3 protein-coding genes are annotated in these 13,805 nt (G+C 64.2%); all 3 read left to right on the plus strand.

Translation table 11 applies throughout. From position 1 onward, the window contains the following. Positions 1–587: 587 nt before the first annotated feature. Complete coding sequence (locus FXN65_RS08080; protein ID WP_151132569.1) at positions 588–10,811, plus strand: peroxidase family protein; 10,224 nt, start codon at positions 588–590, stop codon at positions 10,809–10,811. Between the two features lie 174 nt (positions 10,812–10,985). Further along, positions 10,986–12,329 (plus strand): glutamine synthetase family protein, encoded by a 1,344-nt coding sequence (locus FXN65_RS08085; RefSeq protein WP_151132570.1) that lies wholly within the window; start codon positions 10,986–10,988, stop codon positions 12,327–12,329. A 60-nt stretch (positions 12,330–12,389) separates the two neighbouring features. Beyond that, positions 12,390–13,712, plus strand: coding sequence for an MFS transporter (locus FXN65_RS08090; RefSeq protein WP_151132571.1), 1,323 nt, complete (start codon positions 12,390–12,392; stop codon positions 13,710–13,712). The last annotated feature ends 93 nt before the right edge of the window (positions 13,713–13,805 follow it).

Below are 13,805 nucleotides of genomic sequence, written 5' to 3' on the forward strand. Positions count from 1 at the left end.
TGGGCCGCTCTGGATCGCTGCTTTCAGCGATCCTGGCAAGTACGTCCCGGGACCGCAAGAAGAGTGCTACCGCATGTTGAAGACCGGGTGGCAACGAGCATTTTACGGTTATTCGTTATAAATCAGCTAGTTGAGTCTTTTTTACATTTGGAAATACAATGCGACGATTTATTGACAGTGCCTGGGGGCAGGGCTTTAGTCAGGGTGTGTACGAGCATGACTGTTTTTTGGCACGCAGTAACGTTGAGGAACGTGGCTGCGGCGCACACCACAAGAGTGCTAGGGAGAACACCGCAATGAGCATCGTCTCAGTCTCGCCCGGTGGGTCGAATGGCCCATCGACCAGTGCCGCCCCCAGGATCCGTTTCCACGGACCGCCTCACGCCTGATCTGGCGCGCCGCCTTCAACGACGGTGCTGAGAGGGACAAATCCATTCAGTCGGAACTGAGCCACTACCAAGGCTTGGCGGGTTCGGCCGCGACTGCGATTTGCCCGGCTTGATCACTTTCCTGCGACGAAACGTGGAATCGCCCCCGTGCGGGCGCGGTTCGGCCTGACTTATTGCTGTCGGATTGAGGTAAACAACATGGCCAATTTCATCCTGTCTGACCTTGAGTTCATTCTTCAGCAGATCCTCATCGCCGAGGCCCACGCGGCCGGCGAGGAACTGTCCTCCCTTGTGCCCAACACGCAGGTGCCCTGGGGACTGCGCACACTGGATGGCTCCTTCAACCATCTGCTGGGAGGGCAGGAAACCGTCGGTGCCGCCGACGAACTCTTCCCGCGCATGCTGGAGCCGGTATTCCGTCCGGCAGAAGGCGGCACCTCCTACCTGGGTAGCGGCACGGTTATCGATTCCCAGCCGCGCACCATCAGCAACCTGATCGTCGATCAGACCATCAGCAACCCGGCGGCGGTCCAGACCTTCGTCGATGCCGGCTTCGGTGTCCTGGCCGATGGCACCCAGCTCGATCCCGCCGGTGTTCCGTTCCCGGTCGGCACGCTGCTCGACCTCGCCGGGGTTCCGGTCCCTGCCGGGCAGTCGCTGTTCCTGCCCAATACCACGCCGGATGAAGGGCTCTCCGCACCCTTCAACACCTGGTTCACCTTCTTCGGCCAGTTCTTCGACCATGGCCTGGACCTGGTGACCAAGGGGGGCAACGAGGTGGTCTTCATCCCCCTGCAGGAAGACGACCCGCTGTTCGTCCAGGGCAGTCCGACCAACTTCCTGGTCCTGACCCGTGCCACCCAGTTCGCCGGTCCCGGAGCCGATGGCGTTGTCGGTACCGCGGACGATACCCAGGAAACCCAGAACACCACCTCGCCCTTCGTCGACCAGAACCAGACCTACAGCTCGCACCCGTCTCACCAGGTGTTCCTGCGAGCCTACGAATTGAACGCCAATGGTGACCCGGTCTCTACCGGCCGGCTGATTACCAACCGTGATCTGGGCCTGGACGGCAGGTTCGGTACGGCAGATGACGTCGAGCTGGGCGGCATGGCGACCTGGGCCGTGGTCAAGGCGCAGGCCCGCGACATTCTCGGCATCGAGCTGACCGACGCCGATGTGGGCAGTGTGCCGCTGCTGGCTACCGATGCCTATGGCAACTTCATCAAGGGTCCGAACGGATTCCCGCAAGTGGTCTTCCCCGGCAACGTGCTGGTCGAGGGCAACCCGGCGGCACCCATCAGCCTGGTGGGCGCGATCCGCACCGGCCATGCCTTCCTGGATGACATCGCCCACAGTGCCAACCCCTTCAATAGCCAGACCGGCGCACTGCTGGGCGTCGATGCCGACGCGGTGGCCGGTGTGGATGACGGCAATGCCGCCACCTACGACAACGAGCTGCTGGACGCCCACTACATCGCCGGCGATGGCCGCGCCAACGAAAACATCGGCCTGACCGCCGTTCACCATGTGTTCCACGCCGAGCACAACCGGCTGGTCGAGCACACCAAGGAAGTGATCCTGGCCTCCGGTGACCTGGCCTTCCTCAACCAGTGGTTGCTGACTCCGGTGGGTGCCGTGCCGGCGACTCCGGACGGACTGAACTGGAACGGCGAGCGTCTGTTCCAGGCCGCCAAGTTCGGCACCGAGATGCAGTACCAGCACCTGGTGTTCGAAGAGTTCGCCCGCAAGGTGCAGCCTGCTGTCGACGCGTTCCTGGCACCCAATGGCTTCGACGCCACCATCAACCCGGCCATCGTCGCCGAGTTCGCCCACACGGTGTATCGCTTCGGTCACTCGATGCTGACCGAGACCATCGACCGTCTCGACCCGAATTTCGCCAGCAGCGAGATCGGCCTGATCACCGCCTTCCTCAATCCACTGGCGTTCGCCGCAAGCGGCGCGACGGCGGAAGCGGCGGCCGGGGCCATCATCCGCGGCACTACCCGCCAGGAAGGCAACGAGATCGACGAGTTCGTGACCGAAGCCCTGCGCAACAACCTGCTGGGCCTGCCGCTCGACCTTGCCACCATCAACATCGCCCGTGGCCGTGACACCGGTATTCCGTCACTGAACGCCGCGCGCCGCGAATTCCACGCGATGACCGGCGACAGCCAGTTGACGGCCTACACCAGCTGGGTCGATTTCATGGGCAATCTCAAGCATGAAACGTCCCTGATCAACTTCATCGCCGCTTATGGCACGCACGCCACGATCACCGGGGCGACCACCCTGGAAGCCAAGCGCGCAGCGGCGATGGCGATCGTCCTCGGCACCGGGGCCAATGTCCCGGCCGACCGCCTGGACTTCCTGAACAGCACAGGGGCCTGGGCCAGTGGCGCCAACGGCGTGACCACCACCGGCCTGGACCTGGTGGACTTCTGGATCGGCGGCCTCGCCGAGAAGCAGATGCCTTTCGGCGGCCTGCTCGGCTCCACCTTCAACTTCGTCTTCGAGACCCAGCTGGAAGCGCTGCAGAACGGCGACCGCTTCTACTACCTGGGTCGCCTGGCAGGGCTGAACTTCCTCACCGAGATGGAGAACAACTCCTTCGCCAAGATGGTGATGGAGAACACCGATATCACCCGGCTTCCGGCGGATATCTTCTCCACACCGGCGTGGATTCTCGAAGTCAATCAACTGGCACAGCACACCGGCCTCAATGAGGCGGGCGCTGATGGTATCCAGGGAACCGCCGACGACGTGGTGGGGGCAGACGGCATCGCCGGAAACTCCGACCCGCTGGGCGATAACCCACTGCTGGGCCTGGTGGTCCGCGACAACCCGGACACCGTCGGGCCGGATACCAACTACCTGCGCTACACCGGCGAAGACCATGTGGTTCTCGGCGGCACGGCCGGCGATGACATCCTGATCGCCAGCATCGGCGATGACACTCTCTGGGGCGATGCAGGCAACGACCGCCTGGAAGGTGGCGACGGCGTCGACAACCTCGATGGCGGTGCGGGTGACGACATCATCACCGACCTGGGCGGCGACGATAACATCAAGGGTGGCGAGGGCAACGACGTCATCCAGGCCGGCAACGGCTTCAACCTGATCCTCGGTGGAGGCGGCAGCGACTTCATCATCACCGGCGAAGACGTTTCGGAAACCTTCGGTGGCACCGGCAACGACTTCATCTACGGCGCCAAGGGCAACCTGCAGACCGCGGGTAACGAAGGCGACGACTGGATCGAGATCGGCACCCAGGATGGTGCGCCCGGCGACAACTTCTCGCCGTTCGCTCGCGACGAGGTGCCTGGTAACGACGTCTTCGTCGGTGGCGGGGGCTTCGACGAGGTGATAGGCGAAGGCGGTGACGACATCATGGTCGGCTCCGAAGGTTCCGATCACTTCGATGGCATGTCCGGTTGGGACTGGGCCACTTACCGTGGCGATCCGCGCGGCGTCAACGTCGACCTGCTGGTCAACGACCTGGTGGAACCGCCGGTCCCGGCCTCCAACGCCGGCCTGCTCGACCGCTTCGCGGAAGTGGAAGGGCTGTCGGGCTCCTCCTTCAGCGACATCCTCAAGGGCGATCACGCCGATGCCACCACCATTCCCACGGATGGCGAGCTCGGCAGCACCCTGACCAACATCGCCCTGGTCAATGGACTGCAGGGCCTGCTCGACGAGGCCTTCGGACCTGGCGTGGTGTCCTTCAGCGCCGGCAACATCCTGCTGGGCGGTGCGGGCAGCGACATCATCGAAGGCCGTGGCGGCAACGACCTGATCGATGGCGACCGCTGGCTCAACGTACGGGTGCAGGTCACCGGCAATGCCAACGTGACGACCGTGCTCTCCATCCAGGAACTGATTCCGCGCATGCTTTCGGGCGAGATCAATCCGAGCCAGCTGAGCATCGTCCGCGAGATCCTCGATACCGATGACAGCATCGATACCGCGGTGTTCGGCGGCGACCGCGCCAACTACACCGTCACCACGGTGGGTGGCGTGACCACGGTCACCGACAACGTCGGCACCGAAGGCTCGGACACCCTGCTGAACATCGAGCGGTTGCAGTTCGCCGACCAGACGCTGGTCCTCGGCGGTGCCAACAGCCTGCCCACCGGCCAGCTGAGCATCCTCGATGCCTCCAGCGGCCTGGTGGACAACACGCCGTCAGTCGGTCAATTGCTGAGAGCCTCGGTGGCCGGGGTCACCGACGCCGACAACGACGGCGGCACCCTCAACGGTCGGCCGATCACCTTCATCTGGCAGGTCGAGACGATCGCCGGCTCGGGCATCTTCCAGGACATCGTCACCGAAGGTGGCGATGTACCAGCGACGGCCGCCCGCGGCACCTTCCGCGTCACCGCCGAGCAGAACGGCCTGGCGATCCGCGTGAAGGCGATCTATCAGGATGACGAAGGTGTTCTGGAAACCGCGTTTTCCGCACCGACCGCCGATGTAGCTGGCGTGGTGGTGCCGACCACGCCAGCGGCAATTCCGGCCGAAAGCCCGACCGAGCCCATCAATGGCGGCGTGCACCTGATCCGTGGGGACCTGCAGTTCATCCTTGACCAGATCAAGATTGCCGAACGCCATTCCGCTGGCGAAAGCCTGCTGGACATCCTGCCGAACACCCGTGGCGCATTCGGCCTGCGGACGGTGGATGGCAGCTTCAATAACCTGGTTCCGGGCCAGGAGCACTTCGGCGCGGCCGACCAGCCGTTCCCGAACTTGCTGGATCAGTTCTTCCGCAACGAAGGCGATGAGGCTCCCTTCGCTGGCGTCGACAACAGCAATTACGCCACGTCCGGACCCGGCGGCAGTGTCGTGGACAGCGATCCTCGCACCATCAGCAATCTGGTGGTCGACCAGACCATCACCAACCCGGCGGCGGTCAAGGCCTTCCTCGATGCGGGCCTGGGGACCCAGGCTGTCGATGCGCTGGGCAACCCGCAGTTCAACCCGGACGGTACGCCGATCATTCTCGATGCCGGCGGGGTCGTCATTCCCCGTGGGCAGCCGCTGGTGATCCCCAACACCGCTCCGGATGAGGGGCTGTCGGCGGGCTTCAACTCCTGGTTCACCCTGTTCGGCCAGTTCTTCGATCACGGCCTGGATCTGGTGAGCAAAGGGGGCAACGGCCTGGTGTTCATTCCGCTGCAGCCTGACGACCCGCTGATCACCCACGGTCGCGACGGCATTGCCGGGAACGGCGATGAAGTGTTGCCGCAGAACGCCTTCATGGTCATGACCCGTGCTTCCACTACGGCGGTGCAGGCCGGCACTGACGGGCAGCTTGGCACTTCGGACGATATCCATGTCCACGTGAACCAGACCACGCCCTTCGTCGACCAGAACCAGACCTACACCTCGCATCCGTCGCACCAGGTGTTCCTGCGTGAATACGTGCTGGATGCCAACGGTCGGCCGGTCGCTACCGGACGCATGCTGGACGGCATCAACCCCGACGGTTCCTCCGGCGGCCTGCCCACCTGGGCTGACGTCAAAGCGCAGGCCAGCGCCATGCTGGGCATCGAGCTGGACGACCAGGATGTGCTCAACCTGCCGCTGATCGCCACGGATGCCTATGGCAAGTTCATCCCCGATCCGGACACCGGGTTCGCACAGATCGTCACGGCCGGCGGTCTGCAATCCGGCACGCCCGCCGCCCCCATCGACGCATCGCTGGCTGGTCGTACCGGGCACGCCTTCCTGGATGACATCGCGCATTCGGCCAATCCGTTCGGCGACCATGACAACAACCCGGCCACGCCGAGCCAGGCGCTGGTGGCCGATGCCGACAACGTGGCGGGACCGAACGATGGCCTCGCTGGAACCTACGACGATGAGCTGCTCAATGAGCACTTCATCACCGGCGATGGCCGTGGCAACGAAAACATCGGCCTGACTGCGGTGCACCACGTGTTCCACGCAGAGCACAACCGCATGGTCGAACACATCAAGGCGGTGGTGCTGGCCAGCAACGACCCGGACTTCATCGCCGAGTGGCAACTGTCACCCGGTGTCTGGGATGGCGAGCGGCTGTTCCAGGCTGCGCGCTTCACCACCGAGATGCAGTACCAGCACCTGGTGTTCGAGGAGTTCGCGCGCAAGGTGCAGCCGCAGGTGGACGTGTTCTTCGCGCCGACCCAGGTCTACGACACGAACATCAACCCGGCCATAGTCGCCGAGTTCGCCCACGTCGTTTACCGCTTCGGCCACTCGATGCTGACCGAGACCGTGGACCGCTTCGATCCGACCTTCGCCAATGACAGTTCCATGGGTCTGATCGCTGCCTTCCTCAACCCGCTCGCGTTCAACCAGTTGAGCGATGGCGCGGGTGGCACGGTCCTGGTGTCCGCCGACCAGGCGGCCGGCGCCATAGTCCGCGGCATGACCCGGCAACTGGGCAACGAGATTGACGAGTTCGTCACCGAGGCCTTGCGCAACAACCTGCTGGGCTTGCCGTTGGACTTGCCGAGCATCAACCTGGCACGCGGTCGTGACACCGGCGTGCCAACCCTGAACATGGCGCGCCAGGAGTTCTTCAACGCGACCGGCGATACCCAGCTGAAGCCCTATAGCAGCTGGCTCGACTTCGCGATGAACCTGAAGCACCAGGAATCGGTGGTGAACTTCATCGCTGCCTATGGCACCCACGCCAGCATCACCGGCGCTACCACCATGGCCGACAAGCGTGCCGCCGCCGTGCTTCTGGTATTCGGCGGCGACGGTGCACCGGCGGACCGCCTGGAGTTCCTCAATGGGCCGGCAGCGACCACCGGGGTGAATGACATCGACCTGTGGATCGGTGGCCTGGCCGAGCGGCAGATGCCCTTCGGCGGCCTGCTGGGTTCGACCTTCAACTTCGTGTTCGAGAACCAGATGGAGAAACTCCAGGACGGCGACCGTTTCTACTACCTGGAACGGACCGCCGGCCTGAACTTCCTCACTGAGCTGGAGAACAACTCGTTCGCCAAGCTGGTGATGGCCAACACCGACGCGTTGCACCTGCCGGGGGATATCTTCTCGACCCCGGCCTTCACCCTCGAGGTGAACCAGGCTGCGCAGCACACCGGCCTCGGTCTCTCCGGTCGCGATGATCCGACCGGGACCAACCCCTTGCTGCCGCTGGTTGGCCGCGGGGAGGGCCTGCTGGTCTATCGCGGCGAGGACCACGTAGTGCTGGGCGGCACTGCCGGCAACGACAGGCTGATTTCCAGCATCGGTGACGACACCCTGCACGGCGACGCCGGCAACGACCGCCTGGAAGGCGGCGACGGCAACGACTTCCTGTTCGGTGGTGCCGGAGACGACATCATCACCGACCGGGGCGGCGACGATAACATCCAGGGCGGCGAGGGCAACGACGTCCTCCACAGTGGCAACGGCGTTGACCTGATAATCGGCGGGTTCGGCAACGACTTCATGATCAAACTCGAGGACGAGTCGGAATTCTTCGGTGGTGTCGGTAACGACTTCATTCTGGCCGGCCGTGCCAATGAGTTCAGCTTCGGCAATGAAGGTGACGACTGGATCCAGCACGGCATGGCCGATGGCGCCGCGGGCGACAATTTCGATGCCTTCGGCAACGACCCGATCATCGGCCACGACGTCTTCTACGGCGAGTTCGGGATCATCGACCGGATGGACGGTGAAGGCGGCGACGACATCATGATGGGCAATGGCGGGGAAGGTGACCGCTATGTCGGGATGTCGGGCTTCGACTGGGCGGTGTTCCGCGACGATCCGGCGGGTGTCAACGTCGACATGCGCCTGCGCGCCTTCAACGAAGCACCCATCGCGCCGTCCGTGGCGTCGGTGCTGTCGCGCTTCGAGTCCACGGAGGGCATGTCGGGTTCCCGATTCAGCGACATGCTGCGCGGTGATGATGCCGATGCCACGGCGATCGCCACCCAGGGCGCTTATGGCAGCGTGCTGACCAATATCTCGCTGATCACCGGGATGCAGGAGTTCCTCGGCGCCGGGGTCACCTCGTACGGGGCTGGCAATATCATCCTCGGTGGCAATGGCAGTGACCTGCTCATCGGCGGAGGTGGCGACGACCTGATCGATGGCGACAAGTCGCTGAATGCGCGCATCAGCATCCGTGACGGAGCAGGTGTCGAGATCGGTACCGCCAACAGCCTCACCGGCGTGATCACCAACAAATCCGGTGCATTGGCAGGTACTGCGGCCAACCTGACGCTGGCGTCGGCGGCTCTGTCCGGCCTGGTGAACCCGGGGCAGATGGTCATTGTCCGCGAACTCGTCAATGGCACCGGCTTCAACTACGACACGGCGGTGTTCACCGGCAACTTCGACGAATACCAGGTCAACATCGACAACCGAGGCACCACGCTGGACTTCTCGGATGACATCATCACCGTGACCGACACGGTGGATGGCCGCGACGGGGTCGACCGCCTGACCGGTATCGAGCGCCTGCAGTTCGCCGACCAGGCCCTGGCGGCGGTTCCGGGCCTGAACAGCGGCCCGACCGGGCTGGCGACTGTCAGCGATACGACACCGGAGGTCGGTACCCTGCTGCGGGCCTCCATTGCCGGCGTGACCGATGCCGACAATGCCGGCGGCGCCATCACCGGGCCGGTGGCCTACTACTGGCAGGTGGATGATGGCGACGGCGTGTTCGTCGACATCGAGACGCTGAATGCCGGTGGTGACGCGGATGTGGCGGCAGGTCCGACCTTCCGGGTCACCGCCGACCTGGCCGGTCAGTCGCTGCGCTTGAAGGCCATCTACAAGGATCGTAACGGTGTGCTGGAGACCGTCTACTCGGCTGGTACGGCGCTGGTATCGGGCACCCAGGTCAACGATGTACCGACCGGTGCACCGGTGATCACGGGGGCATCGTTCTTCCAGGGTGTGGCGCTGACCGCCACGCGTGGCACCATCGCCGATGCCGATGGCACGGCGACCTCGGTGTTCAGCTTCCAGTGGCAGTCGTCCACCAATGGCACGGTCTGGAACAACGTCCTCGGGGCCAATACGGCGAACTTCACCCCGGGCGCGGCCCAGGTCGGGCAGATGCTGCGGGTGCTGGTGAGCTACACGGATGACCAGGGTTTTGCCAACCAGGTGGCGTCGGCGGCGACCGCCTTTGTCGGTGGGCTGTTCACCGGTGGGGCTGGCAACGACACCCTGATCGGTGCAGCGGGTGACGATGTGATGAACGGCGGTGCCGGTAACGACACGCTCAGTGGGGGGGCGGGCAATGACATACTCAATGGCGGCACGGGTGCTGACAGCATGAGTGGCGGTACCGGCAACGATACCTTCTATGTCGATAACGTGCTCGACTCGGTGAACGAGGCTGCTGGGGCCGGGGTGGACATGGTCCGTACGACCCTTGCCAGCTACAACCTGGGGGCCAATGTCGAGAACCTGGCCTATATCGGGAGCAGCAACTTCACGGCGGTAGGGAACGGACTGGCGAATGTGATCGCCGGTGCCGTGGGGAACGACACCCTGAGTGGCGGTGGTGGGGATGACACCTTGGTTGGTGTAGATGGTAACGATGTCCTCAACGGCAACACAGGGGCCGACCGGATGGTCGGGGGTGTCGGTGACGACACCTTCTATGTAGACAACGTGCTGGATACGGTAGTCGAGAGCGCGGGTAGCGGGAGCGACATGGTCCGCACGACGCTGTCCAGCTACACGCTGGGAGCCAATCTCGAGATACTGGTTTCTCTCGGTGGCGGGGCGTTTACGGGGACAGGTAATGCTCTGGGCAACCGTCTGGTCGGCGGCGCTGGCACTGATACCCTCGACGGCTTGGCCGGGAATGACATCCTCCAGGGGCTGGCTGGGAATGATGTGCTCAATGGCGGCGCGGATGCCGACACGATGATAGGTGGCAGCGGTAATGACACCTACTACGTGGACAATGCACTGGACTTTGTGGCGGAGGCGATAGGCGGCGGGACCGATGTGGTCCGTACGACCCTGTCGAGCTACAGCCTCGGGACGAACGTGGAGAACCTGGTGTTCATCGGCAGTGGGGTGTTTAGTGGGACGGGTAATACCCTGGCCAACCGGATCCAGGGTGGAAGCGACGACGACACCCTCAGCGGTTTGAGCGGGAATGACATCCTGGTTGGTGGGGCCGGCAACGACACCATGGATGGAGGTGTGGGCAACGACATCTTCCAATTCGGCGCCGGTTTCGGACAGGACCGGATACTCGGTTTTGATGCCATTCAGGCAGGAGGCCAGGACCGCTTGCATATCGCCGACCTGGGCATCACCGCGGCGACCTTTGCCGGCAGCGTTGTGATCGCTGGGGTAGGGGCCGATACCCAGGTCACCATCGGGGCCAACAGCATCACCCTGGTGGGGGTGGTCAGTGCCGATGTGACCCAGGCGGACTTCATCGTCAGCTGAGGAGGCAGCTTGAACAGGTGACCCGCTAACGAAAAGGGGTGAAGCAGCAACTGCTTCACCCCTTTTTCATGTCGATGAAAATCGCATTCATGCCTGCTTGATATTCCGAACAGCCGGTGCGTATTTTGTACAAGCCGCCATCCAGAGCGGCTGTAGTGCACAAGGACAACAATCATGACTACCAAAGTCCGCTGCCCGCTCGCCGAGCGTCTGGCCGGCGTTGAAGAGATCGAGTGCGTCACCCCCGACCTGAATGGAGTGATGCGGGGCAAGGTAATGACGGGAGAGGGCTTCCTCTCGGGGCGCCGTCTGCAGCTGGCGAGGGGCGTGCTGCTGCAATGCATCATGGGCGGTTACCCGCCCGCCCGTTTCTATGGCAGCGACGACGGCGACCTGGCACTGGTCGCGGAGCCGAGCCAGATTCATCGCCTGCCCTGGAGCGAGCGGCCGCGTGCCCTGGCCATCTGCGATGCCCAGGAGCTGGATGGCCGTCCTTCCGGGCTGTCGACCCGGGGACTGCTGCGCAAGGTGCTGGAGCGCTATGCGGCCCACGGCTGGAAGCCGGTGGTGGCCACGGAACTGGAGTTCTTCGTCTTCGCCCCGAATCCCGACCCGACCCAGGCCTTCCTGCCGCCGATGGGGCTGGATGGTCGGCGCGAGGTGGGCTGCTCGGCGTTCAGCGTGTCCTCCGGCAATGGCCTGCGACCCTTCTTCGAAGAGGTCTATCGCGTCATGGAGGCCTTCGGCATGCCGCGCGATACCTTCATGCACGAGATGGGCGTCAGCCAGTTCGAGATCAATTTCCTCCATGGCGATCCGCTGCTGCTGGCGGACCAGACCTTCCTGTTCAAGCACCTGCTCAGGGAGGTCGCGCTCAAGCACGGTATCCAGGTGGTTTGCATGGCCAAGCCGCTGGCGCACACGCCGGGCAGCTCCATGCACATCCACCAGAGCGTGGTGACTCTCGACGGCGAAGAGAACATCTTCAGCGATGCCAACGGTGAGGCGACTGCGGCCTTCGCCCATTTCATCGGCGGCCAGCAGGCGGCCATGGCGGATTTCACGGCGCTCTTCGCGCCGAACGTGAACTCCTACCAGCGCCTGTGCCACCCCTATGCGTCGCCCAACAATGCCTGCTGGTCCCACGACAACCGCGCGGCCGGCCTGCGCATTCCGGCCAGCGCGCCGGTGGCGAGGAGGGTGGAGAACCGCCTGCCCGGCGCCGACGCCAACCCCTACCTGGCCATCGCCGCCAGCCTGGCGGCCGGGCTCTACGGCATGGAACAGCAGCGGCAACCGAGCGCGCCGATCCAGGGCGAGTTCGAGGCGCCGGACGAATTGCTGCTGCCCTGTACCCTGCATGCGGCGATCGAACGTCTGAAACGCAGTGATCTGGCACGTGAACTGTTCGGCAAGGAGTTCATCGAAGGCTACATTGCTACGAAGACGATGGAGCTCAGCAGCTTCTTCGATGAGATCTCCCCTTGGGAGCGGCGCATCCTCGCCTCCCAGGTGTGATCGTCCCAGGGTCGCCCGTCCGGGCGGCCCTCCCTGTACAAGGAGCCGTCTGGAGCGTCGATGCATCGGATCTGGAAGTCGTTTCGCGCACTGTATTTCGCCACCCTGCTCATGCTGATCGGCTCCGGCCTGCTCAGTACCTACCTCGGCCTGCGCCTGGCGGCGGACAAGGTGGACGGACTCTGGGTCGGCGCCCTGATGGCGGCCAACTATTTCGGCCTGATCCTCGGTGGGAAGCTGGGGCACCGGTTGATCGCCCGGGTCGGGCACATCCGCGCCTATGTGGCGTGTGCCGGGGTGGTGACGGCGGCCGTGCTCGGGCACGGGCTGATCAATTTCCTGCCGGCCTGGCTGTTCATGCGCATGCTCGTGGGCCTGGGGATGATGTGCCAGTACATGGTGATCGAGAGCTGGCTCACCGAGCAGGCTGACGCGAGCCAGCGTGGGCAGGTGTTCGCCGGCTACATGGTGGCGTCTTACCTCGGCCTGGTGCTGGGCCAGCTCGTGCTGGTACTGCATCCGGGGCTCGGGCCGGAGCTGCTGATGCTGGTGGCCATGTGTTTTGCCCTGTGCCTGGTGCCGGTGGCACTGACTCGCAAGTTGCACCCGGCGCCCTTGCATCCGGCACCGCTGGAGCCGCGCTTCTTCATCAAGCGGGTGCCGCAATCGATGACCACCGTGCTGGTGTCCGGCCTGGTGATCGGTTCCTTCTATGGTCTGGCGCCGCTCTATGCCACCGCCCAGGGGCTGCCTATCGACCAGGTGGGCCTGTTCATGGGGAGCTGCATCCTCGCCGGCCTGCTGGTGCAATGGCCGCTGGGCTGGCTGTCGGATCGTCACGATCGCGCGGTGCTGATCCGCAGCACGGCCGCCTTGCTCGCGTTGTCGTCCCTGCCGCTGGCGATCATGCCCTCGGCGCCTCTGGAGGTGCTGTTCCCGGTGGGCTTCGTGGTCTGCCTGCTGCAGTTCAGTCTCTATCCCCTGGCGGTGGCCTTCTCCAACGACCATATCGAGGCGGAGCGCCGCGTGTCGCTGACCGCCATGCTGCTGATCACCTTTGGCGTGGGCGCGAGCATCGGTCCGTTGCTGACCGGTGCCCTGATGAAGCAGCTGGGGCCGAACATGCTCTATGCCTTCGTCTGTTTCTGCGCCGCGGTGCTGGTACTGCGGGTGCGGCCGGACGCGGTCACCGGCCTGCACAGGGTTGAGGAGGCGCCGCTGCATCACGTGCCCACCCCGGACAACATGACCAGTTCGCCCCTGGTGGCTGCCCTGGACCCACGTGTCGACGAACGGGCGGTGCACGACCAGATGCAGAACGGCGATACCCCGCCTGCGCCGCCGACGGACGATATGCCGGAGCAACCTCAGCCGAATAAGTAGTGGCCCAACGCCACAACGCTTTTGCCCAATTATCGACCAGTGTGGCTACCCGAGCTTCAAGCCCAAGGCCTGCCTTGGGACTTCAAGGAGGAT

Origin of the sequence: Pseudomonas lalkuanensis, assembly GCF_008807375.1 — a bacterium.
Lineage (GTDB): Bacteria > Pseudomonadota > Gammaproteobacteria > Pseudomonadales > Pseudomonadaceae > Metapseudomonas > Metapseudomonas lalkuanensis.